Source organism: Nocardia sp. CNY236 (assembly GCF_000482385.1).
Taxonomy (GTDB): domain Bacteria; phylum Actinomycetota; class Actinomycetes; order Mycobacteriales; family Mycobacteriaceae; genus Nocardia.
In genome coordinates this window covers 1-23050 of record NZ_AXVD01000027.1, presented here as the reverse complement: position 1 = coordinate 23050, position 23050 = coordinate 1, and the positions used below count along the sequence as shown (strand labels likewise).

Annotated in this window: 28 protein-coding genes; 10 read left to right on the top strand and 18 right to left on the bottom strand. The window is 65.0% G+C overall.

Annotated features, from left to right (window positions below; genetic code table 11):
• Positions 1-28 precede the first annotated feature (28 nt).
• The 3 genes from K940_RS28465 to K940_RS28460 all read right to left on the bottom strand — a co-directional run bounded on the left by K940_RS28465 (position 29) and on the right by K940_RS28460 (position 1961).
• The gene (locus tag K940_RS28465) at positions 29-640 is read right to left on the bottom strand and encodes a transposase (protein WP_231390391.1); all 612 of its coding nucleotides are present in this window, start codon (positions 638-640) and stop codon (positions 29-31) included.
• A gap of 54 nt (positions 641-694) precedes the next feature.
• Entirely contained in the window at positions 695-865 is a 171-nt protein-coding gene (locus K940_RS31665; protein WP_081706381.1) for a transposase, read from the bottom strand.
• Between the two features lie 403 nt (positions 866-1268).
• A complete protein-coding gene (locus K940_RS28460; RefSeq protein ID WP_051407220.1) occupies positions 1269-1961 on the bottom strand; it encodes a class I SAM-dependent methyltransferase in 693 nt (230 codons plus the stop codon).
• Between the two features lie 250 nt (positions 1962-2211).
• Between K940_RS28460 and K940_RS32345 the strand changes: the two genes are divergently transcribed.
• On the top strand, positions 2212-2379 hold the full coding sequence (locus tag K940_RS32345; RefSeq protein ID WP_155980886.1) for a DUF6374 family protein: 168 nt from the start codon (positions 2212-2214) through the stop codon (positions 2377-2379).
• Positions 2380-2544: 165 nt separating this feature from the next.
• Positions 2545-2907 carry a hypothetical protein gene (locus tag K940_RS0115110; RefSeq protein ID WP_231390390.1) on the top strand — a complete coding sequence of 121 codons (363 nt, stop codon included), beginning with the start codon at positions 2545-2547 and terminating at the stop codon, positions 2905-2907.
• Between the two features lie 2 nt (positions 2908-2909).
• Here the strand turns inward: K940_RS0115110 and K940_RS28455 are convergent, their stop codons facing one another.
• On the bottom strand, positions 2910-4019 hold the full coding sequence (locus K940_RS28455) for an AI-2E family transporter (protein WP_051407226.1): 1110 nt from the start codon (positions 4017-4019) through the stop codon (positions 2910-2912).
• A 73-nt stretch (positions 4020-4092) separates the two neighbouring features.
• A complete protein-coding gene (locus K940_RS0115100) occupies positions 4093-5145 on the bottom strand; it encodes an NAD(P)-dependent alcohol dehydrogenase (RefSeq protein ID WP_028478233.1) in 1053 nt (350 codons plus the stop codon).
• A 162-nt stretch (positions 5146-5307) separates the two neighbouring features.
• Here K940_RS0115100 and K940_RS0115095 point away from each other — a divergent pair, with 162 nt between their 5' ends.
• Complete coding sequence (locus tag K940_RS0115095; RefSeq protein ID WP_028478232.1) at positions 5308-6426, top strand: S1C family serine protease; 1119 nt, start codon at positions 5308-5310, stop codon at positions 6424-6426.
• Positions 6427-6436: 10 nt separating this feature from the next.
• On the opposite strand, the gene K940_RS0115090 is transcribed toward K940_RS0115095, so the two are convergent.
• A complete protein-coding gene (locus K940_RS0115090) occupies positions 6437-7003 on the bottom strand; it encodes a vitamin K epoxide reductase family protein (RefSeq protein WP_028478231.1) in 567 nt (188 codons plus the stop codon).
• A complete protein-coding gene (locus K940_RS0115085; RefSeq protein ID WP_028478230.1) occupies positions 7000-7764 on the bottom strand; it encodes a thioredoxin domain-containing protein in 765 nt (254 codons plus the stop codon). Before K940_RS0115085 ends, K940_RS0115090 begins: the two co-directional genes overlap by 4 nt.
• A 208-nt stretch (positions 7765-7972) precedes the next feature.
• Here K940_RS0115085 and K940_RS0115080 point away from each other — a divergent pair, with 208 nt between their 5' ends.
• Entirely contained in the window at positions 7973-8293 is a 321-nt protein-coding gene (locus K940_RS0115080) for a DUF6412 domain-containing protein (protein WP_051407219.1), read from the top strand.
• A gap of 123 nt (positions 8294-8416) precedes the next feature.
• A complete protein-coding gene (yidC, locus tag K940_RS28450) occupies positions 8417-9364 on the top strand; it encodes a membrane protein insertase YidC (RefSeq protein WP_051407218.1) in 948 nt (315 codons plus the stop codon).
• 309 nt (positions 9365-9673) lie between these two features.
• Here yidC and K940_RS0115070 read toward each other — a convergent pair whose 3' ends face one another.
• Complete coding sequence (locus tag K940_RS0115070; protein WP_028478228.1) at positions 9674-10144, bottom strand: DIP1984 family protein; 471 nt, start codon at positions 10142-10144, stop codon at positions 9674-9676.
• 127 nt (positions 10145-10271) lie between these two features.
• Positions 10272-10871, bottom strand: coding sequence for a DUF1697 domain-containing protein (locus tag K940_RS28445; RefSeq protein WP_051407217.1), 600 nt, complete (start codon positions 10869-10871; stop codon positions 10272-10274).
• A 222-nt stretch (positions 10872-11093) separates the two neighbouring features.
• On the opposite strand from K940_RS28445, the gene K940_RS28440 reads away from it, so the two are divergent.
• The gene (locus K940_RS28440) at positions 11094-12224 is read left to right on the top strand and encodes a DNA cytosine methyltransferase (RefSeq protein ID WP_051407216.1); all 1131 of its coding nucleotides are present in this window, start codon (positions 11094-11096) and stop codon (positions 12222-12224) included.
• Positions 12221-13543, top strand: coding sequence for a hypothetical protein (locus K940_RS0115050; RefSeq protein WP_196812209.1), 1323 nt, complete (start codon positions 12221-12223; stop codon positions 13541-13543). The genes K940_RS28440 and K940_RS0115050 overlap by 4 nt, the downstream gene beginning before the upstream one ends.
• Positions 13544-13606: 63 nt before the next feature.
• On the opposite strand, the gene K940_RS31655 is transcribed toward K940_RS0115050, so the two are convergent.
• Positions 13607-14116, bottom strand: coding sequence for a very short patch repair endonuclease (locus K940_RS31655; protein WP_081706379.1), 510 nt, complete (start codon positions 14114-14116; stop codon positions 13607-13609).
• A gap of 198 nt (positions 14117-14314) precedes the next feature.
• Positions 14315-15067 carry a hypothetical protein gene (locus tag K940_RS0115040; protein ID WP_028478226.1) on the bottom strand — a complete coding sequence of 251 codons (753 nt, stop codon included), beginning with the start codon at positions 15065-15067 and terminating at the stop codon, positions 14315-14317.
• A gap of 127 nt (positions 15068-15194) precedes the next feature.
• Between K940_RS0115040 and K940_RS0115035 the strand changes: the two genes are divergently transcribed.
• Positions 15195-15746, top strand: coding sequence for a TetR family transcriptional regulator (locus K940_RS0115035; protein WP_028478225.1), 552 nt, complete (start codon positions 15195-15197; stop codon positions 15744-15746).
• Here the strand turns inward: K940_RS0115035 and K940_RS28435 are convergent.
• Together K940_RS28435 and K940_RS28430 are read right to left on the bottom strand one after the other, a co-directional pair.
• Entirely contained in the window at positions 15725-16324 is a 600-nt protein-coding gene (locus tag K940_RS28435) for an NADAR family protein (protein ID WP_231390388.1), read from the bottom strand. The genes K940_RS0115035 and K940_RS28435 overlap by 22 nt on opposite strands.
• A gap of 71 nt (positions 16325-16395) precedes the next feature.
• Positions 16396-17556, bottom strand: coding sequence for a PEP/pyruvate-binding domain-containing protein (locus K940_RS28430; RefSeq protein ID WP_051407215.1), 1161 nt, complete (start codon positions 17554-17556; stop codon positions 16396-16398).
• A 118-nt stretch (positions 17557-17674) separates the two neighbouring features.
• Here K940_RS28430 and K940_RS0115020 point away from each other — a divergent pair, with 118 nt between their 5' ends.
• Together K940_RS0115020 and K940_RS0115015 are read left to right on the top strand one after the other, a co-directional pair.
• The gene (locus K940_RS0115020) at positions 17675-18319 is read left to right on the top strand and encodes a transcriptional regulator (protein ID WP_028478224.1); all 645 of its coding nucleotides are present in this window, start codon (positions 17675-17677) and stop codon (positions 18317-18319) included.
• Positions 18320-18327: 8 nt separating this feature from the next.
• On the top strand, positions 18328-18930 hold the full coding sequence (locus K940_RS0115015; RefSeq protein ID WP_028478223.1) for a histidine phosphatase family protein: 603 nt from the start codon (positions 18328-18330) through the stop codon (positions 18928-18930).
• Between the two features lie 32 nt (positions 18931-18962).
• Here K940_RS0115015 and K940_RS0115010 read toward each other — a convergent pair whose 3' ends face one another.
• The 5 genes from K940_RS0115010 to K940_RS0114990 all read right to left on the bottom strand — a co-directional run.
• The gene (locus K940_RS0115010; protein ID WP_028478222.1) at positions 18963-19811 is read right to left on the bottom strand and encodes a polyphosphate kinase 2 family protein; all 849 of its coding nucleotides are present in this window, start codon (positions 19809-19811) and stop codon (positions 18963-18965) included.
• A gap of 35 nt (positions 19812-19846) precedes the next feature.
• Positions 19847-20563 (bottom strand): ESX secretion-associated protein EspG, encoded by a 717-nt coding sequence (locus tag K940_RS0115005; protein WP_231390387.1) that lies wholly within the window; start codon positions 20561-20563, stop codon positions 19847-19849.
• Positions 20564-20568: 5 nt separating this feature from the next.
• Positions 20569-21234, bottom strand: coding sequence for a hypothetical protein (locus tag K940_RS28425; protein WP_051407214.1), 666 nt, complete (start codon positions 21232-21234; stop codon positions 20569-20571).
• Positions 21235-21242: 8 nt separating this feature from the next.
• Complete coding sequence (locus K940_RS0114995) at positions 21243-21632, bottom strand: hypothetical protein (protein ID WP_028478220.1); 390 nt, start codon at positions 21630-21632, stop codon at positions 21243-21245.
• Between the two features lie 175 nt (positions 21633-21807).
• The coding region (locus K940_RS0114990) for a trans-acting enoyl reductase family protein (protein ID WP_028478219.1) at positions 21808-23050 on the bottom strand (1243 nt) is incomplete at its 5' end.

The window sequence follows — 23050 nt, the reverse complement described above, 5'->3', positions numbered from 1 at the left end:
CCTGACCTCCAGGCTCTCTACGCGACCTTCAGTACCGGCTAGTTTCTACGTGCCGACTGCGTACAACACGGCCACGCTGCCACGTATATACCACCGACTTTCTACCAGCAATCACCTCACAATACCTGGGTGAAATAAGCAGGGTAACTACAGGTTCTCCCATAAGATTCGCCATTCGACTAGCCGTGTCTCCGCGCCGCCCCCGGCCCGCATTTCGTTTCCCGAAGGTCCGTTCGACCACCCAGCGGCGGGGCCGGACTTCGAAACCGGTCGCGGTGTCGCTGCGTTTCTCGATCTGGACTGTCTTGGTGAGAACAGTTTTCGCCCAAGTGACCATTCGTCCGGTGTAGCCGCCGTCGGCGAACACATACGTGATGGTGGCGAAGGGGACCGCCATTGCGGCCAGCAGCCGGTGTGCGGCGTCACGGTCCTGGATCGAGGCCGCGGTGACCACAACGGCCAGCAGCAGGCCGTTGGTGTCGGTGGCGATGTGGCGTTTGCGGCCCTTGATCTTCTTGCCCGCGTCGTATCCGACCGTGCCCGCGGCGATGGTGTCAGCGCTGCGGACGGTTTGCGAGTCGATCACCGCCGCCGTCGGCTGCGCATCACGCCCGGCGCGGGTCCGGGCACGATCACGCACTGTGTCGTGGATGCGTTGCCACGCACTGGCTTTGGTCCACCGCCGGTAGATGTCCTAGACGGTTTTCGCGGGAGGGAAATCGTGCGGCATGTGCGCCCAAGCGATCCCGCCTCGTGAGAGGTAGAAGATCGCATCACAGACCAGCCGCCGCGGCCACTTCTCCCGCCGACCACCCTTGCCGCCGGAATCCCGAATGGTGGCAGCAGCGGCTCCAGGATCGCCCACTGTGAGTCGGGATCGTCGCTGGTAGTGGCTGCCTCGGGCTCGGCGTTGGTGCCGGCGTCGCCATAATGACCATCACCGCACGCTCACGATGCTCGATCGGATAACGCTTGGGCATGCCCACATCCTCCACAGAGACGGAAGCGGCAGGAAGGAGTTGGTGGTGGCGGTCGGCTTCGGTGATCCAGCCGCGGCGTTGGGCGTCGTCGGCAAGTTTGCGGGCGTCGGTGCGTTGAGCGGCGAGGATCGGCAGGTAGGGGGCATCGGTGCGGAAGTTCGGGCATGTCGTGCAAGTAAATTGGACAATAGCGGCACTCGTAGTTGCAGACGCTGGACATGATCCACTCGACGACGACGCGACCGGTGTCGGCGTTGTCGGCCGGGGTGATCCGGAGCGGGATACGGGTCATGACCCTCCGTTTGGGCGGGTGGCGATGATCAACTCGGTGGTGAGGTGTTCGGTGAGCACGGTGTCGGGTCCGAACTTTTCGACGAGTGCGGCTCGCAGGTCCCGGGCGAACGCCGCGCGGGCGGACTCGTCGCTGAATTGGCCTGGTGCGCTGTAGGAGAAGGAGAACTGGAGCTCGATCACGGAGTCGATGTCGCGGTGCAGATCCCAGTGCCAGGTTGTGATGTCGATGTCGATGTTGGAGAACGGTGAGGTGGCCAGGACTTCGGTGTGGGTGATGCGCGGATGGGTGTAGGTGCTGGTACCGGCGCGGCGCTGCGGGCCGAGGTGGGCGGTGCGGACTTCGGTGACGATGTCGTGCCAGGGCGGTGCGGTGGCGGTGGCCGGGGGTCCGCCACTGGCCAGCACAACCGCACCGGTTGGGATGAGGCGATGGTCGAGGTCGGCCAGCAGTGCGGTGCGGTCGGTCCAGTGGAAGCTGGCGCCCATGGTGACCAGATCGAGGGCGGGCAGATCGAGGGCGCCTAGGTGGTAGGAGTCGCCTTCGCGCCAGCTGATGTTGTCGACCTCGGCTGTGGTGGCGAGCTTCGCTCCTTCGTCGAGCATGTGGGGATCGGGGTCGACAGCGTGCACGTGGGCGACCAGCGGTGCCAGGCGCAGCGCGATCTGGCCGGTGCCGCGGCGCCACACTCCAGCCCCGGCTCTCTATTCCGAGATCTACGCGGGGGCAGGCAAAGCTGGTCCGGCTCGACGTACCGGACTTTGGCGCGCTCGAGGTCTGGGGTGCCGCATCGAAAAGAATGGAGACACTGGTGGAAAGGTTCTTGCATGGACGATGAAGCCCGAAGGAGGCACGCGGCCGGATAGAAGTGGTAGACCGGCAGTAGTAGCAACTTGACAGTTATCGAACTTGTGTTCGAATTCGGGTATCGTCTCGGGCATGCCCGAGTTCCAGCGCCGAGAATTCGCACTCCTCTGGCTCGACCAAGTGAAACAGCAGCTCGTGGATGCGGCCGCGTTCAGCAAATGCCTCAGCCCCGAACAGTTGGAGAACGCCGCCGGAAAGATCAGCGAAGCCCGGCGAATCCTTGCCGAACTCGCGAACTGAACAGCGTGCCGGCGCTCGGTTCAACTCCGGAAAACGCCACGTACAGATTCGCACACCCACCAGTGCAAGGGTATTCGCCATGTTGTCAACCGGCCCCGGGTGTTCGGGCCGCTGTGACCCCGCCTCGCGGCCGGTTGGAGCGATAGCGCACAGTGAGATTCGGCAGTGATCGACGAATCTGATGACGAACTGGTGAGTATGACTGCGAAACCGACCGCGTTGGGCTACCTGCGCCGCGATGTCTCCGGCGTGACCCAGACCTGGCACGAGACCCAGATCCGTAGTCTGGCGAGCCGGCTGGGGTATGAGTTGGCCAAAACCGTGGTGTTCGGGGCCAACACCAGCGAGCCGCTCGCTCGCCTGGTCGACGCGGTGCGCAAGATCGACGCCGATGCGGTGATCGTGCCCGATCTCCACCACATCGGCCCGGACGTGCCCACCGAACTCGTGGGTGTCTGCGAAGTGATCACCGTGCACCCACACCACACCTACCCCCGCAACCCCATACCGAACCCCTTCGACGCGTAAGGCTATGAGGCCGGCTGCTCGTCGTCGGTTTCCACGTCGTAGCGGCGGATGAAGGCGCTGGAGAACGCTTGTACCGTCGCGGTCACCGGGATGGCGAGCAGGGCGCCGGTTGCGCCGAGCAGCGCTGCGCCTGCCAACACTGCGCCGAAGGCGACCGCTGGGTGCATGTCCAAGGTGGTCGCGGTGATGCGTGGTTGCAGCACGTAGTTTTCGAACTGTTGATACAGCACGATGAAGCCCAGAATCCATAGGGCCGTGGTCGGACCGTGCACCAGCGCGACGATCACCGGTAGCGCGCCGGCCAGGTAGGTGCCGACCGTGGGGATGAACTGCGATACCACCCCCACCCACAACGCGAGGGCGAACGCCGACGGCAGATCCAGGATGCGCAGCATGACATAGTGCGCCAGGGTCGAGACGAGCGCGAGCAGTCCGCGCGAATAGATGTATCCGCCGGTCTTTTCCACCGCGATATCCCAGGCGCGCAGCACATGTCGTTGCTGCCGGGGCGGCAGCAACGAGCACACGGCGTGGCGGAAGCGTGGCCCATCGGCGGCGAAATAGAAGGTGAACAACAAGATTCCGAGGCCCTGGAAGATTGCGCCGACCGCGGCGGTACCGATGCCCCACACATTGCCCGCCAACCCGGAGAGGTAGCCCTCCAGCGTCGCACTCCAGTCGGTGGCGTATTTCTGGATGTCGGTGCCGGACAGCTCGGTGTCGAACGTGCGGTTGATCCACTCCACCACGTGGTCGGCGTACTCCGGCGTGTTCTGCACCAGGTTGCCGACCTCGTCGACCAGCAGTGCGCCCAACGTCCACCCGAACGCGGCGACCACGGCCACCAAGCCGAGGAACACCAATCCGGTTGCCGGACCTCGGCGGATCCGATGCCGGGCCAGCCAGTTCACCGCCGGCTCGATGGCGAAGGCGAGGAACAGCGAGACCAGCAGAATCGTCAGCAAGCCCCGCATGCGCTGGAGTATCCAAAAGGCCGCAAACAGTCCGGCGATCGTCGCCGCGGCGAGGAGGAACGCGCGTGGCAGCCACGACGGCATGCCCGTGACGCCGTTGGCGGGGTGCGCGGCTTCGTCGTTGTCCTTCACAGACACCACGCCAACGTACTCACACAGCGAGCCGATCGCTGTCCGGAAGCGCCGGGCAATGCCCGTGGCGCGTGGTAGGTCACATGGTCGAGACGTCGATGACGAAGCGGTAGCGGACGTCGCTGGCCACGACCCGACCATAGGCGTCGTCGATCGCGTCGGCGGAAATCAGCTCGATCTCGGGCCCGATCTTGTGTTCGGCGCAGAAATCCAGCATCTCCTGGGTTTCGGCGATGCCGCCGATCGCCGACCCTGCCAGCGAGTGCCGACCCCCGGTCAGGCTGAACGGTGAGACGGTCAGCGGCTTCTCGGGGAGACCGAGGATCACCAGCGAGCCGTTCATTTTCAGCAGGCGCAGGTAGTAGTCCAACGGAAGATTCGCCGAGACCGTATTGAGCATCAGGTCGAATCGGCCGCGCAGCTCGCGGAAGGTTTCCCGATCGCTGGTGGCGTAGTAGCCGCTCGCGCCGAACGCCTTTCCGTCGTCCTGCTTGCTCAACGAGCGGCTGAGCACGGTGACGTCGGCGCCCATCGCGGCGGCGATCTTGACTCCGACATGTCCGAGCCCACCCATGCCGATGATCGCGACCTGCTTGCCCGGCCCGGCGCCCCAGAACCGCAGCGGCGAATACAGCGTGATTCCCGCGCACAGCAGCGGGGCGGCGGCATCCAGCCCCATCTCGTCGGGAATCCGGACCACGAAATTCTCGGTCACCACCACGTGGGTGGAGTAGCCGCCGAGGGTGTTCCCACCCGGCTGCACACTGGAGTCGACGGCGCCGTTGTAGGTCATCGTCGCGCCCTTGGTGCAGTGTTGTTCCTCGCCGGCGCGGCAGGGCGGGCATTCGCCACAGGAATCGACCATGCACCCGACCCCGACACGATCGCCGACCCGATGTTTCGTCACCGCGGTCCCGACCGCGGCGACCACGCCGGTGATCTCGTGTCCGGGCACGCAGGGGTAGCGCGACCCGCCCCACTCGTTGCGTGCGGTGTGGATATCGGAGTGACAAATGCCCACGTAGGCAATATCGATCAGGACATCGTGAGGCGCCACGTCTCGACGCTCGATCGTGATCTTTTCGAACGAGCCGTCGGGGCTGGACACGCCATAAGCGGCAGCAGTGCTCATGTATGTATGCCTACTCGTCTATCGGTGTGATTGACAACCACAACACGGAAACAGCCTTGTTGGCGGCTCCATCGTTCCGAGACCTTCGTCCGTGGTCTGTGCGGACGGGCCGTCGGTGGCGACAATGGAGAAAACCGGTGCTTCGGCCGAAGCGGAGGAGCCATGGACAGACAGTGGCAGCGGACCACGCCGAACGGAACGCGTGGCGGCCGGGCGCTCGTCATGGTCGCGGCGCTTCTGCTCACGATGGTCGCCCTCATCGGCCACGGCGGCGAAGTGCCCGATCGAGTCGGTTCGCCTGCGGTCGGATCCTCGACGCCGGTCGAACTGGCCGCCCCCGAGACGATGGACTTGAACTGCGTCACCACGGTCGTGGAGCAGGCGCTGGTCAATATTCACGCTGTCGCCGAACCGTTCGGGGCGGGAGCTGCGGGGTCCGGCATCGTGCTCACCGCCGACGGTCAGGTGCTCACCAGCCACCACGTGGTCAAAGGCGCCGACAGGGTGACGGTCACCGACGTCGGTACCGGCGAGACCTACGACGCGGTGGTGCTCGGCTACGATTCCGACGCCGACATCGCGCTGCTCGACCTCCCTGCTGCGACGCGGCTGCCGGTCGCGACCATCGGCAGTTCGGCCGGGCTGCACCTGAGCGAGGAGGTCCTGGCCATCGGCAACGCCGGCGGTACCGGCGGCACGCCCACAGCGGTCCACGGCCCGCTCACCGCCCTCGACAGCACCATCGTCGCAGTCAACAGCTCTGATCTGTCGCGCAAATCGCTGCGCGGCATGTTGGAAGTCGAAGCAGCGATCACGTCGGGACAATCCGGCGGGGCGCTGGTGGATCGCAGTGCCTCCGTGGTCGGAGTCATCGCAGCGGCGTCGGGCGACCCGGAGCAGGTGCGGCTGCATCCGCCGAACGGCTACGCGGTGCCGATCGACTCGGCGATGCACGTCGTCGAACAGATCCGGGCGGGCAGGCCGACCGACACCGTGCATATCGGCCCCACCGCCACCCTCGGGGTGCTCGTCTCCGACGCGCTGCCCGCCGGCACCGGCGCCCGGGTCGACGTCGCCGTCTACGACATGCCGGCGCAGAACGCCGGTATGGGTGCGGGCGATGTGATCGTCTCGGTCGACGACCATCCGGTGACCAGCGCTCGGGCCGTGCGTGCGGAGCTGAACGTACGCAAACCGAACGACACCATCAGGTTGGGGCTCGAGGGCGCGGGCGGCCAGCGCACCGTGTCGGTGGTGCTGATCTCCGGTCCGCCGAAGTGACCCGGCCCGATCACACCAGCGACAGCCAGTAGTCCTGGAAGCGCAGGAACACCAGCAGCAGGACAACCGCGAAGAACAACACCACGATGGTCCATCGCCATTCGGCCAGGACGCCGAGCGGGCCGGGCCTGCGCCCCCACAGTTGATCGGTGGTCACCGCGAGCAGCGGTGTGACCACAGCCCAGACCACCATGCAGTAGGGGCACAGCGCGTTGATCCGGTACAGCGATTCGAAGATCAGCCAGCAGATGAACCCCACGCCCAGCGCAGTGCCCAGCCACAACCCTCCCCAGATCCAGCTCGGAAATCCCACTCCGGCCACCGACAGGATGCCGAGGGTGACCACGACCGAGAACCCGACGACGCCGATCAGCGGGTTGGGAAATCCGAAGACGGCGGCCTGATCGGTCACCATCACCGATCCACAGGACAGGATCGGGTTGAAGCTGCACGACGGGGTGTAGCCGGGGTCGGTGAACAGCTTGAACCGCTCCACTGTCAACGCCCCCGCGGCCAGCCAGCCGAGAACTCCACCGAGCAGCAGGATCCACGCGGCGCGTGGTCCCGCGGTGATCACGACGCCGCCGCGGCGCTGATCACCGGCTCGAGGCTGCGAGGAACCATGATTTCCAGATCGACTTTCTTACCGTCGACCAAGACCGTCGGGGTGGACAGGCCGATGGAATTCGCCACGTCCGCGGTGCGCGCCTTGATGTACTTGTCGTAGGTCCGATCGGAGATGCATTGGGCGACCGCGTCCTTGGCGTAGCCGACGCTTTCGGCGATCTCGATCAGCTGGTCGTCGGACTGGCCCGCGGTGCCCTCCAGCGGTTGCTGCTCGAACATCGTCGTCAGCCACTGCTGATACTTGGAGGGGTCGGCCTCGGCGACGCAGTAGGACGCGTTGCCGGCGCGCGAGGAGTACTCGTTGCCGGACTGGGGGTCGAGGAACGTGATCGTGTTGTATTCCACGACCGCAGTGCCGTCGTTCACGGCGTCTATGAGAACTTGGCCGTTGGACTGCTCGAAGAGCTTGCAGGCGGGGCATTGGAGGTCTTCGATGACCCGTACGGTGACCTTCGCGTCGGGCTTGCCGATTCGGATCGCACCGTTTTCGGCGAGGGAAGCGGAGATGCCGTCGAAGGTTGCGGCGATCGTGGGGGTAGGGCCGGGAGCGTCCCGCCGGGCCTTCTTCACTGCGACGCTCACGCCGATGGCCGCGATCAAACCGACGAGCACGGCGGCGACCCCGACCTGTATCAAGATCTTGCGGGTGCGCTCGGCGCGTTGCGTCGACAACAACGGATTCGACTTCTTCCCACCCTGGTTTCTGCTCACCGCGCGTTCACGCCTTTCGCTCGCCGGACGGTTGCCTGCCGCCACATGGTAGATCCGAACCTTCATGCGCATGCGGCGGGCACAGCCGACATCATCGCTTGTCGACCTGAGAGATTCCGAAGTCGCCGCCGCACCGGCCGTACACGGCGGCTGTGCGTGGGTGTCGTCGTAGCTTCCCTTGCGCGCACGTCTCGGTATGCTTCCTGCTGTGGCACCGGTCCGGTCGGTTCTGTCCAGAGGGGCGAGTCTCGCTCAGCTGGCGTGGATAGCTGTACTGACCCTGGTTGTCACGGTGTCTGCGCCTGTCGACGGCCCCACCATGGTTGTCGGCGCGGCAATCGCATTGGTGCTGTTGCTGGCCATCGCCGGGCACAGTGCCCGGTCGCGCGCAGGCCTGCCCGCGGATGGCGCGGCCGGCCCTCGACGCGAAGAGAAGCTTCTCCGTGGCGCTTTCCGTCGACAGAGCGCCCCCGACACCCCTGGACGGCCACGTCCACGAGCACCCGGACGGGTCGCGACAGCCGCGTAGCGCATCGAACGCTACGCGGGCCTAGGTCTCGCCCTGTCCATTCCGGCGCTGTCCCGTGATGACCGGCGTCGGCAATTCCCGCACGAGCCTCGCGCGAGCGCTCGTGCAGCAACGAGGTGCTCGATGCTCGACTTCGTCTATTATCCTGTCTCTGCCATTCTCTGGTTCTGGCACAAAGCCTTCGGCGCGATTCTCGGCCCTGACAACGGATTTGCGTGGGTCCTTGCCGTGGTCTTCTTGGTGTTCACTCTTCGGCTCGTGCTGCTGCGCCCTGCGATCGCACAGATTCGAACTGCTCGGAAGATGCAGCAACTCGGGCCTGAGATCCGAGCGTTGCAGAAGAAGTATTCCGACGACCGCCAGCGCCAAGCGTTCGAGATGCGGAAGCTGCAGCGAGAACACGGCTTCAATCCCGTGATGGGATGCCTACCCGCGCTGGTGCAGGCGCCGGTCTTCCTCGGCCTCTACCATGTGCTGCGCTCGTTCGATCGCACGGGAACGGGGTGGGGGCAACTGGGGATGACCCCGGAGGCCAATGCCGCGACGGCGAACTATGTCTTCGGTGCCGCCGATGTTCGGTCGTTCCTCGCCGGACGCCTGTTCGGCGCGCCGATCTCGACCGCGATAACCACCCCCGACACCGTGCTGAACTCGTTCGCGCCCTACGGCGGCGTACCGACTACTGCCGCTATCGCTGCGGTCGCCATCCCGCTCATGCTGCTCGCCGCCCTCGCCACACATTTCAATGCACGCGCGTCACTGGCGCGACCGGATTCAAGGGCTGTCGCGGGCGCGCACGAGGCGATCACGCGAAAACTGCTGCTCTGGGTTTTTCCGGCGGGCGTGCTCGTCGGCGGGTCGTTCCTGATGATCGCGATCTTGCTGTACTGGGTCGGCAACAATGTATGGACCTATGCCCAGCAGCATCTCGTCCTCGCCCGGATCGGTGATGAGCACACCGTCGAGCCCAGGCCGGCGACCGGGCACAGTACGGCCCCGAAACCTGGAGCCCGCCCGACCAATTCGAAGAAGTCCTCGAGAACGAAACGGCGGCGTGGCAGAGCCGGCTGACCATATGGCAAGCGAGGTCCGACCAGCTCAGCCGTAGTGGGGACCGAACCGTCTTGGGCGGACTTCCGGCAGCGACCGTCTCTTTGTGGAGGTGGAGTGCCCCTTACCCGCCCTCATCGTCACAGATCTGCACATGGTGGTGTGCTGTGTGCCGTGCCCGATCACCTGTGCGTCATGCTGGGCTGCGGTGTGAGAAAGGGAATCGAACCCTTCGCACTGCCCATCGTGCGCCAAGGGCAGACCGATTACCCGTCGGCCCAGCGGGTTTGTGCACGCCTCCGCGACAACTACCTGCTCCACCTCGGTTTGTCAGTCCAGCAGCTCGACCTCCCAGTTGGAGCGCTGGATCCGCACGTCGAGTTCGCGCAGCTCCCTGGCAAGCTCGTCAGCCTGCCCACGCAATTCGGCGACAGGCAAAGCCGACAGCATCTTCAGCTCGGACCGCAGCTGGCGCACGTACCCGGACTTGCTCTGACCTGTCGCAGCGTCTGCCGCGGCAGTGACCACGGAATGCCGAAGGCGCAACGCATCCCGGCGGGCCAACGCGTCGGTGAGTGTGCCCTCCGATCCGATCTGTGCGGCGGCGTTGGTGCGATTGATTCGCCGGATCAGCGTTTCGTATTCACCGAGCACCTCGCCAACCTCGGCAAGCAGCGCCGCAGCGTCTTCGGCAGGCTCCTCACCTTCTTGAAAGCGGGCGCTGCTCACAATGCGAGCGCGCAGCTGTTCGACACGACGGGCCGAGTCCGCGCGCAACGACAACGCCTCCGCCAGCTTCAAGTCCTCTACCTCCGATTCGACTACGAAGGCCCCTAGTCTGGGTGATGCCTCGGGAACGATCAAGCGAAAGTGAGAAGTCCCATCAGGCTGTCCACCCAGGTCGGGCAGGATGGGGACCACCTCTGGTCTAGGTAAGCGCAGTCCCATCGGGAGTAGTCGATGGCGCTGTCCTCGAGCCGTGCACCCGGTCCAGCAAGGCCCGAAGTTTCATGGTCGTGTTCCAACTGCGGATCGTCATGGACCTGTATTCCGGTGTGCCAGCGATCTGGCCGAGTCGACTCTTCGTGCGCTGCGAGCTGAGTCGCTGTGCGTAGATCACCCCGTCGCCCGGCCACACCCTGTCGACGCCGTCGCGCGGACTGAATACGGACGTCGCTTGGACAGAGTCGATGCCCATCAGGAAGATCGCGTCGCTATGGTAGGTCTCTGGATGCTCGCCGAAGCCTGTCGGCTTGTTGTCGACCACGGAGTGGAACTGGTTGCGGCTCAACACCCGGACCTTGATGAGGGCGTCGTGGAGGTCGAAGCTCTCGGGCAGGGCCGCTTCGATCCTCCCCGCGATGTCGTCGGGGTTCAGGTCCGATCTCAAAACCACGTTGCCGCTGGCGATCAGCGTCGAGACGTCGGTGAATCCGAGTCCCTCCAGGCATCTGATCAGATCCGCCATCAGCACCTTGTTCTTGCCGCCCACATTGATGCCGCGCAGCAATACCGCGTAGGTGTTCATATCGCTTCCTCGAATACGGCGTGACGTTGTGTCCGGGCACGACATGCAAGGATTCCAGGTGCCTCAGGATATGTTGCGCGAGTCACGCCAGGCGGTAGAGGGTGGGTTGGGCGGAGATGTCGTTGGCGGCGAAGTTGGCCAGCACGAACCGACGGAACGACGGCCGGACGATCATCATCGGAATCGAAGGAACTGAGACGGGGTGTCTGGGCATGAGTAGCTATGCGCCGTGTGTCGGTGCAGCGCGTCATGCTTCAAGGACGGTTGGCTCGGGTGTGGAAGGATCTGGTGGTGCTCGTGACTGATTTGCCGACCCTGGACCTCTTCGCTGGCGCTGGGGGGCTTAGTCAAGGTTTGGCGGCGGCTGGTCTCGATATTGTCGGCGCATCAGAGATGGACCTGGACGCGCTGGCCACGTACACCGCGGCTCATGCCCGTTTCTCGCCCGACAAGCCGTTTCAGGTGTTCGAGGGCGATATTGCAACACATTCGTTCCGCAGCCTGCGGGGGAATGTCGCAGTCGTCGCTGGTGGTCCACCATGTCAGCCGTATTCAATGGGTGGCCACCGACGTGGTGTTCTCGATGAGCGTGACGGCATCCCGCAGTTCGTGCGTGCTGTGGCAGAGGTCGCGCCGGAAGCGTTCCTGATGGAGAACGTGCCGGGATTGGCCAAAAGTGCCCAGCTGGCTGTTTTGGAACAAGTGATCGAACAGTTCCGGAAACTGAAATTTTACGTGCACTGGCGCATACTGCACGCGGCGGACTTCGGTGTCTCCCAACGCCGTCAACGGTTGCTCATCGTTGGCACAAGGAAGCCGGGTTTCACATGGCCGACGCCCACCCACGGCCCAACCACGGCACAGCCATGGGTCACTGCAAAGGAGTTGCTTGACCCCGCATGCTCGGTGGGCGAGCCAAACAGGGCGATTGTCACCTACGCCAAGAGTCCGGATTTGCGCCCGTCGCCCTGGGACGGCCATCTTTGGAACGGTGGTGGTCGGCCCATCAACCCGGATGGTCTGGTGCCAACACTCTTGGCATCGATGGGTGGCAACAAGACACCCTGGCTGGACGGCGGCGGTGTGGTACCGACGTATCATGCGCACCTCCTGGCAGGTGGAGTTCCCCGCAGCGGCATCGTCCCTGGTGCAAGGCGGATCACACGCCAGGAGGCTGCGTTGGTGCAGGGCTTCCCCCTGGACATGCCATGGAAGGGACGCAGCTCGTCCCAGTACCGGCAGATAGGAAATGCTGTCCCGGTGCAATTGGCGCGCGCGGTCGGGTCCGCGGTTGTCAGCACTCTCATCGAGTCTGTTCAAACGGCCGAGGATCGAAGGATGGCTGTCGGGTGACAGACCACGGTACATCTCACTCGGTTGACGCCAAATCGGCGCGTTTCTCGTCCGGCTCTGTCCGCACCCGACAAGTGAAGAAAGACCTCGAGAGCATCTTCAGAGCGCGGGCTGACAAGGACGCCCGCGAACCCCTAGCGATCGATGACGAGACACGGAAAGTTCTCGATGCGGTAGTGTCGCCGCTCCGATGCAACCCGCCAGAAGCCAGCCAAGCGGCGGAAGCCGCGCTCACCATCGCCCAGTTCTCTCTCACAGAGGGGAGAGTGCTGAACGTTGTCGACAATCTCGGTGGTGACTTGACCGAGACAGGTCGCCTCCACGGAGACCGCGCAGTCAGCGACCATCTATGTAAGAAAATTCTTCAGCCGCGACAGATCCCGGCCACACAGGGACCACTACAATCCTCGAGTTTTCGCAGCGGCTATCAGTCCAGACAGGTCCGGAGCGCTGCACTGAAAGATTTCGTCGAATGGCAGTCTCAGAAGGGCAGGACTCTCGATCAGGTTCGGACGTTTGTCATCGGCGTTGTCGACACCATGCTCGACCAGGCTCTCAAGATGCCTCCGTGGGTGGAAATTGCCGCGTCGCGGCTGACATTCGCCAACTTTTTGCGTTTGCGGGAGCGCCTACTGGCACAAGGCAGTGCAGGTGCTTTCGAGCAGTATCTCCTCGCCGGACTGATGGAGGCTGAACTCGCGCAAAGCACGTCCGGGTGCCGAGTAGATACGAAGAACGTAGGAGCGAACGACACGGCGACCAATACCCCCGGGGACATCGTTATACGAGAACGGCAGGCAGCCCGCATTGCATTCGAGGTGACGGCCGCTACGTGGGAGTCCAAGGTCGGACAACTCGATGCCGCCGCACGACAGGGTTTGAGCGAAGCAACGATCGTCGCCCGGGGGGTGGCTGGGGGTCCCAGTGCTGAGCAGATTGCCGCCGAGATCGAACCAGTAGCAATGCGCCTTGGAATCGACCCCGCGGTGGTCGATCTCTACGCATACATAGACATATTGGCGTCCCGAGTGTCTCCGCACGCGCGAGCCGAGGCGTTGACATTCGTCTACCGGTGTTTAGTGCGTTGGCATTCCAGAGAACCGAATCTCGCGCAACGGCTGATTGACGTCCTCCAGGGGCTCAATCTGGTCGCTGGCCGCTACGTCGCGTCCTCGGCATCTGCCGAGGACGCTGAAATCGGCGCGTCTATCCTGCGGGTACGGCACCAACTGTCTGAGGACGGTCTCAAAGACCACCCGGGAATCCCGACTGCTCTGAGGTGCTTGGCTGACGACCTGGAGCGAGGCACCGGGAGTTGACACTGCACGACGAACGTGCCGCGCTCGGTCAGAACCGGACATGGTTTTCACGCAACCGAAAGCTCACGATCGGCCTCCTGACGTCGTTCTACGGGAGAGAGAACTCGGCTGCGTACGCCTGTTTTCGCTGTGTTGGTCTCGTGTCCTGCTTCTGACTACGGTGATCACCATTTCGGCAACCTCCGTCGGGTCGGCGTGCTCCCACGCGCGAAGCGCGAGCCAACCGGCGGCGTGAAGCTGCCGGTCGGTGTCGCGATCTCGTGCTCGATTTCTATCGATCTTTTCTAGCCAGTAAGTCCCGTTCACAGTGGTTGTGCGCTGGCCGTGGGTCGGGCACCCGTGCCAATAGCAGCCGTCGATGAACAGCGCAACGCGGGCTGACCCAAAGACAACATCAGCACGCCGACGCAGGTTCTCGAGAGGGGCTGTGTCGACGCGATACCGCAGACCCGCACGATGCAGCAGACGGCGCACTGCCAACTCTGGCTCAGTGTCGCGGCTTTGTTGGCGTTGCATTCGTGAGCGCACCGACGGGGTGCTTGCCCACGACGTAGCCTCCGTAGGTCGGGGCATCCGCACTGCGGTCTTTGGTCGGCCGTCTCTGCGCGAGGCCATACTTTAATTGTGGTCTGTTCTGCGTGGGGGTCCAGTGCCGGTGGCAGGCGCGGGGAGTGAACAGCGGTCTTCGTATCGCTTCCTCGAATACGGCGTGACGTCGTGTCCGGGCACGACATGCAAGGATCTCGGGCGCCTCAGGATATGTTGCGCGAGTCACGCCAGGCGGTAGAGGGTGGGTTGGGCGGAGATGTCGTTGGCGGCGAAGTTGGCCAGCACGAACCGACGGAACGACGGTCGGACGATCATCTGCGGTGCGACGTCGCGCAGCCGGTCCCACCGGCAGTGGTTGATGATGCCGTAGTCGTGTCGTTCCCCGTCGAGTGGCTGCATGACGCGGGAGTTGTCCAACGCGGTATTGACCGCCCACCAGCCTGCTGTGTACTCCCATACCGGCATGAGTTGTGTTTCGTCGCGGCCGTAGAAGAAGTTGAACAAGAACACGCCCTGCCGAGACGCGTCGACGTCGCCCATGCTGCGGGGGTTGTCGGCGGCCACCTCGAAGGTGCGCCGTGCCGTGGCTGCCATCAGTTCGGACAGCCGACCGTAGTGGCGGTTCGACCGCACTGTGTCGATGGTTGCGGGGTGGGTGACTTCGATGAGGATCACCAGGTCGTAGCGTGCCGGCCACAGGCGATCGGCAGCGACCGCGTTGCGCAACAGACGACGATTCTCTCCGAGTACCAAGTGGGTGAAGCCCCGGAACACCGTGGCGCGCACGACCTCCGGAAGTCGTTCGAGCTCTGCGGCCACCGACTTGCTCTCGCGGATGAGAAGCGCTTTGACGCGACTGTCGGGCAGAACCATCGGTCGGCGATCGACCTCCACCGCGAGCAGGAGATATCCGGTGGTACTGGGCGTAACCAGCGGAGCTGTAGTCGGGCTGAGGTCTTCGTTCACGATCCGCATGGTCTGTGCTCCTCGCTCCAGGTAATGCCAACACCCGTTGGCAAACAAGTGTTGGCATAAGCATGGATTCATAATCTGCGAAAGTCAACGGTTGTTGGCCAACGTTTGTTGACCTAGAGTGGTGCGCGTGAGGAGGTCTTCGACGCACACCAAGGCGGCGATCTTGGACGCTGCGCGGCAACGGTTCGCCGCCGACGGGTACGACCGGACGACGATCCGCGCGATAGCCGACGCTGCCGGCATCGATCCGTCCATGGTCATGCGCTACTTCGGCAGCAAGCAGCACCTGTTCGCCTGCGCGGCGGATATGGACCTCCAACTGCCCGACTTGGTGGCCTTGCCGCCCGACCGGGTGGGATGGGCTCTGGCTGCACATATCGTCGACCGGTGGGAGGTCGACGACGCCCTGCAGATTCTGCTGCGTACCGCGATGACGACCGACGAGAGCGCCGAGCGGATGCGCGGAATCTTCGCCGCGCAGCTCGTGCCGATGATCACCGAGCTCACCGGCGACCCCGGCCAGGCGCCGGCACGGGCAGGCCTGGCTGCCTCTCAGGCGCTCGGTTTGGCCCTGTGCCGCTATGTGCTGCGCTTCCCCCCGCTGGTCGACCTTTCCCGAGATGCCATCGTCGAATGGCTCGGTCCTACGCTGCAGCGCTACCTGGTCGGCTCTCCATGAGCGCTCGAACGGGCGCGCAGCCGTGAGCGGGCCTCCATCAAGGCGAAGCCGAGCAGGTTGAGACCTCGCCAGTGCTCAGGGTCGGTGGCATGTGCGTCCGCCGCGGCAAGGCCGATACCCCAGACCCGGTCTGCCGGGCTGGCCTCGACCAGAACACGACCGTTCGTGCCGAGTAGATACGCCAGCAGTTGCGGGTGCTGTTTGAACTTGGCCGTACTGCCCTCGATGACCACATCGAAACGTTCTGCGAGCCACAGCTGTTCATCGAAGCCACGCACCAGCCGCCCCAACTTCTTCGCTTCCGCGGGATGGCTCGCTGCCAGTATTCGTTCCCGCGTGTGTTCGTCGCCGAACATCCGGGCCTTGCCGGCCATCATCCAGTGCTCGGCCGAGTTGTACGTCGTTCCATCCACGACGAACGGTGCAGGCCACCATTGACTCAGGCAGCTCGCGCCAACGCCACCGTTCTTCGGCGGCCGATGCCCCCAGAACATGAGCCACTGAGGATCAGCGCCGGCAGCGATCGCCGCGACGAGCTCCTCCCGGCTACGACAGTCCATCAACTGAACCGGATTCACCCGAGCATCATCACACCTGCCACCATCGGTCGGCCACCCAATAACCTGTCGACCGGACCCGTCTGACCAATTCAGATCCGGGGCGGGCCGACAGCCCTCGGATCGAAACCGAGAAGTGTGACCTTGCCGGTGCTCCCGTCCACCCGCACCGGCGCACTGTCGTACAGAGCTGTCGTCGCGTCCGGGATGGCCAGGACGGCCGGGAGACCCTGCTCACGGGCGACGATCGCAGCGTGCGAAAGCAGGCCGCCGATTTCGGTAACGACCGCGGCGACGACACCGAACAGCGGGGTCCATGCCGGATCCGTGGTGCGGCACACGAGCACGTCACCCGGCCGGACACGAGCGAAATCGACGGGACCGTGCACGATGCGTGCCGGTCCTGTGGCGAGACCTGGACTTCCGGGTGTACCCGTGAGTGCTTCGCTGTCTTCGTCGACGGCTGCGGGCGCGATGGGCAATGCGCTGGTCACCGGGCGCGACTGGAGGATCCAGATCCGGGAGCCGACGATCGCCCATTCGATGTCCTGAGGTCCGTCCAGCAGGTCGGCTATCTGGCGCGCGAGCTGCGCGAGTCGGATGACCTCGTGGTCGGTGAGGCAGAAGCGATCCCGGTCGGCCTGTTCCACCTCGCGGGTGACCGTGCGGTCGATCCGGATCTTCTTCGTGCCGAGCGCACGATGGGCGACGGCGCCACCGGAAACCACCCAGGAGTCCGGGGTGACGTGGCCGCTGACGACGCTCTCGCCCAACCCCCAGGACGCCTCCAGCCGGATGTCGTCACCGGTGAACATCACCCCGGCGACGTCCGCGTCCACCAGGCGCTGCACCAACACGGCGATCGCCGGTGACCGCGTATCTCTTTGTCGGCGTCGGTATTCCACCGCGCGCTCCGACCACACCGACGCCCAACACGTGCGTACGGCGTCAGCCACCTGATCGGACCCGCGCACGCCCAGGACAGTGTCGTGCTGCCCCGCGGCGGTGGCGCGGGCGGTGTCCTCACTGGTCGCCGACGAACGCACAGCGAGACAACCGTTGCCGACTCTCGGCAGTGTCTGAGCGATCTCATCGATCAGCTCGGCGGAGAGGCCGCCGTCGGCTTGCTCGTAGGCGGCGGTTGGCACCACGAAACCGGGTGGCACCGGAAAACCTGCTCGGAGAAGCCGGGCGAGTACGGCGGCTTTGCCGCCGGACGTCGTGGGTTCGGCGTCGGCCAGGTCGATCAGCAACAGCCCTCCCCTCAGCTTCGGGGAGTCTACATTGACCGGACCGAGGATATCGACCTCGCTCGCGTGGATTGCCCGTGCCGCGTTGACATTCTGTGCGCGAGCCCGGAGGCTCAGGGCTATGTCGTATGCCTCATCGCCGGAACTGTCTGTGCTGCATGCCGTGCGAGTGACCGGAGTGGCCGACGACCTGGCGGTCTCCCACCGCACCGGCATCGACCGGGCCACCGCGTCCGAGCTCCTGCAGGACTTCGAAGCCTACGGGTGGGTGACGCACGTCGAGTTCGGCGACGTTGGCGGGTGGACACTCACCGAGCGAGGCCGCGACGAGGATTCCCGGAAGCTGAGTGAGGAGCTCGACCGGGCCGATGCACGGGCCGCTGTAGAGCAGGCGCACAAGGAGTTCGGGACCCTCAACGGGCGGTTGGTCCGGACCTGCACCGACTGGCAGTTGCGGCCCACCCAGGGCAACCGGCTGGCGTCCAACGACCACAGCGACCCGCAATGGGACGGCCGGGTGTTGCGCGAGCTCATGGTGGTCGGCGGGAAGTTGACCCAGCTGGTCGATGAACTCGCCGGCGTGCTGGCTCGGTTCGGAGGCTACGCCGATCGGTTCGACGCCGCACTGACCCGCGCCAGTGCCGGGGATGCGCGGTGGGTGGCCGGGATCGGCATCCCGTCGTGCCACGTCGTGTGGATGGAGTTGCACGAGGACCTACTGGCGACACTCGGCCTTCCGCGTGGCTACGAGTCGGAAAGCCGATAGGTTCCCCCGTGGCGACCCGATACCTCTACCTAGCGCGACACGGAGCGGCGGACGCTCTCGGCGAACTCACCGACGCGGGATATCAACAGGCCGACCTGCTCGGCAGGCGGCTCGCTCCGTTGCCGATCGCAGCAGTGTGGCATTCGATGCTGCCGCGCGCCGCCGCGAGCGCGCGAGAGGTCGCCAAACACCTGCCGGAGGTGCCGGTCGCCGCAGCGGCCGAACTCATCGACCATATTCCGGATGTGCCGGACGCGGACGAGATGCCTCGCGCCTGGGCCGGCTTCTTCGACGGCTTCGACGAGGCCGAAGCCGCGGCGGGCAAGCGGACCGCGGAGGCCATGGTGGCGCGGTTCACCAAGGCTCCGGAGCGCAGCGAGTCCGACTCGCACGAGGTGTTGGTCACGCACGCGTACCCGATCGCGTGGCTGGTGCGCCACGCGCTGGACGCCCCGCCCACCCGGTGGCTCGGCTTGGACAGCGCGAACACGGGACTCACCGTGATCGAATACCGGGCAGGTCTGTCACCCACCCTGGTGATGTTCAACGACCAGAGCCACCTACCGGGTGACTTGCGGTGGACCGGATTCCGGGCGACAGTGCGACCGTGAACGCACCGCTGCGAGTGCGAGCGGGACTCGCGCTATGCCCGTGTGAGACGCTGCTTCTGCATCTCGACATCGAAATTGGCCGGGGGCCAATCGAGTTCCAATCGTTCGAGCGCCGCGATGAGTAGCTCGGTGACCGCGAGCCGGGAGAACCATTTGTGGTCTGCGGGTATGACATACCATGGCGCGTGTTCGGTGGAGGTGCGATCCAGCATCGCCTGGTACGCCTCCTGATAGGCGGGCCAGTGCGCGCGTTCGGTGATGTCGGCCGGGTTGAATTTCCAATACTTGTCGTGACGTTCCAGTCGTTCGGCCAGCCGCCGTTTCTGTTCGTCGAGTGAGACGAACATGGCCACTTTCACCAGCGAGGTGCCTTCATCGACGAGTTCGCGTTCGAATACGTTGATCTCGTCGTAGCGCAGCGTCCATTCCTCGGGTGGCACCAGGTTGTGCACCCGTACGACCAAGACGTCTTCGTAGTGTGAACGATCGAAAACACCCAGCTGGCCCGAACGTGGCAGCGCTTTGCGGATGCGCCACAGATAGTGGTGGCGCAACTCCTCTGTGGTCGGCGCGCCGAACGCCGTATGGTCGACACCCTGGGGATCGACCGAGCCGATCACGTGCCGGACGATGCCCCCCTTTCCCGCGGTATCCATACCTTGAAGCACCAGCAGCACGCTGCGCCGGTCGCCGGATCGGCCGTTCGCGTACAGCTTCTCCTGCAGGTCGGACAACACCGGACTGCGTTCGGCGAGCAAGTCCACCGCCGCCTTCTTGTCGCCGCGGAACCCCGGAAGTCCGGAGGTGTCCAGCTCTGCGACCCGCAGTCCCGTGGCCAACAAAGCCTCGCTCGGTGGCACTGCCCATTGCTTCGTCGCCATGACACCCAGCTAACCACGGTGACCGTCGGGCGCCGTCACACCTGCGCCAGACGTGAGAGCGCAGCAGCGAAATCCCGGTCGGACACGGGAGCGAGGACCAGGTCGTGCGCTGTGGTGAGCAGGTAGCGCCCGTCACCGGAGACGTCCAGCCAGGTGCGGTGTCGGGTGGGCGGGGACATGGGGTTGTCCGGCTCGACCGTGACGGTGACGAAGCCGCGGCCGTCGACCGGCTTGCGCAGAGTCTGCCGGAATCGGGCCGCGCCACGATGCCCGTTGGTGACGAATGGTTCGGTGCGGTCCGGACTGAGCACCGCGTCCTGCGGCTCACGCATCGGGGCGAGCTTGCCCGGCCTCGCGGAACCGATGATCCGCACCAGACGGTCTCCGACCGCACGAGCGTGACACATCAACACCGTCATCGTGTTCGGTGTGGCGACCAAGATACCCGCGTGGTTGTGCACCACCGCGGCAAAGGCGAGGATTCGTTCGTACTCCGTGGGGTCCTCTATCCGTGACAGCGTCGTACGCTCGCCCGACACGGTGATGGTGGTTGCGTCACCGCGTGCACAGAGCATCAAAGCGGCCGTCAAGTCGGGGTCGGCGCGGTGAGCGAAGCGCTGTGGCAAGCACAGAGCACGATGCTGCGATTCGGTGTGAACTGTAGCCGGCGGAACCATATTGACCGGGTAGGGCCGGCGATCCAGGCCCGTCTCATTCGTCCAGACATGCGTGAACTCGTCCGAGGTGAGCACCCATTTCACCGCGCGCTGCCTCCAGGGACCGAGTCGGGACCCGCCGAATCGCCGTCGCCCGCCGCCGGACCTTCGCGCAGCCGAGGGAATGAGGGGACGTGGTCGCCGGTCGCCGGCATCGTCGGGTTGTAGACGTAGGTCATGGCGTCCCGGGCGTCGGCTTCGCTGTCTGCTGCGGCGCAATCGTGTTCCATCCTGCGTTTTCCGCCGTAGACCGCTTCTGCGGCCGGGTCGTCCAGTGGGCGATACTGCTGGGGTGGGGCGATCGCATTGCGGGTCGTCTGTGCGGCATCGCTGTTCAATTCCATCAGCCGCGCGACCGCGCGGCAGACATCGTGTGCGTCCTCTCCCGCGCGGACGAACTGTCGGGTCGCCTCCACGGCGGCGTCGGCAGCGCGTCCCGACCAGCGTGCGAACTCGCGGTTGGCGACGTCGGAGAAGGCTTGAAATGCGGCGGCCACCATAGTCGCATTGGCCTGCCATGCCGCGGCCGTCCGGCCGAGCGTCGATGGGTCGAGCGCCTCGTGCACCGAGTTCCAAATCTGTTGGTGGGTGTAGGCGCCGAACACCTCCCGATCCGGTGCGTAGCTGGGATCGGTTGTTCCGCTGACGTATCCGGCCAATTCCCGCCGAATTCCGTCGGCGGACGCCCGTGCCGCGGAGTCTGCCATGATCGTCCCTAAGGCTCCAAGTGTTCGGTGATCAGCCTGAGTGCAGCGCGATGTGCGGCTTCGGCATCGGTCAGCCGATCTGCCGCCGCCAAATACGCGGCCTTGAGCAGCAGCGCCGTCTCCTGAAATGCTGCCAGGGTATCCAGGTATTGCTTACCTTTGTCGGCGAACCCGCGAGCCAGTCCGTGCCCGGTCGGCAGGTCCGGGAAGCCGGTCACATCGGTGACGAGATGTCCGTCGGCCATCGCGTGTCGTAACTCGTCGACCAGTCGGTCGCAGGCGGAGGCGAGATTCTCCGCGACCACGGTGTCCAGCTCGAACTGTTCACCCCCGCGGTCGCCGGTGGCCGACGCATACAGTCTGCGAGCTGTTCTCTGTCCGGTGTCGGGTACTACCATCCGGAAGCCCCCCTTCCGCTGGGTCCATCCGTGCCGCGCTGTACTGGACTCGCACTTTACCGCTCGGTATGCGGCTGTGGACCCGCTCGGCGCCGAATCTCCGGGGTTCGGGGTCACGTGGCGTGCACCGAAGGTGCGTGGCGCCGAGCGGAGATGGTCGAGGGCCGTGGCGTTTTCAGGCGCGGTCGACGGTGATGGTCATACCGGCCGCGCGGAGCCGCTCGGTGAGTGCATCGCCCATTGCGGCGGCGGGAGTCAGGATTCCGGCGAGCTCGGATTGCCGGTCACCGTCGAAGGCCAGGCACAGGCCGCTTTCGCCGAGGAGGGTTGCGGTGGATTGATATCCGGGATCGCCTGAGCCGGAGAAGGTTGCCACGTACTTCGCACCCGAAGTGGTGTGGGCGTAGGTCTTCATACTGAACCAGCCTTTGGCGCGAGATTCCGCGCTCGGGCCGGTACCGGGCTTGGGCACAATCAGATCCAGCAGCTTGCGGCCGCCCGACGACCGTGACAACAGCGTCCCGGCCACCATGGCTGCCTCGACTCCGGCCATTCCCGCGGCCAGGAGCGGGGCCGCGAGTGACGTGCCGGCGTTCATCGCTTCGCGGTAGCGAAAGTTCTTGCCGTACGGCCAGCCCAGCAGTCCATTGGTGCGGCGCACGAGCCTGGTGTTCGCTCCCGCCATGATGAATGTGCCCACCCAGCCTTTCAAGCTGGGGTCGATGGTGCGTGCCCGCGCCAGCACACGGTCGGATTGGCGCCCGAGGTCGGGTTCCTGGGACTTGTCCGGGCTGAGTGAATACGGGTGCGTCATCACCGGAATCTTTGTGGAGTCGGCGTTGATCGCCTCCATCGTGGCGCGCGCGGAGTCGACGGTGCCGCCGCTGAATCCGCCCTTGGCGCTGGCCACCAGTGTCGTGTCGGTGAGTTCGCCGGTGTTGTCGTCGATCGTGCGGCGATAGAGCCGATACACGCTCAGATCCGACGGAATGGAGTCGAAGCCACAGGAGTTGACGATCTTGGCGCCGGTGGCGGCGGCTTGCTCGTGGTAGGCGTCGATGGCGTCGCGGATGAACAGCGCTTCACCGGTCAGATCGGCGTAGTGGGTTCCGGTGGCGGCGCAGGCGCCCAGCAGTGGCATGCCGTAGCGCAGGTAGGGTCCGACGGTGGTGACGACCACGGTGGTGCGTGCGGTCATGGTCTCGAGTGCGGCGCGGTCGGTGGCGTCGACCACGATCAGTTCCCAGCCTGCGGCTGTGGGGCCGAGGTCGTCGCGGACGGTGGTCAGTTTGTCCAACGATCGTCCTGCCAGGGCGATGCGCGCGGATTCCGGTGCGGCGCCGGCGAGGTATTGCGCGGTCAGTGTGCCGACGAAGCCGGTCGCACCGAATAGGACCAGGTCGAACTCCCGAGCGCCG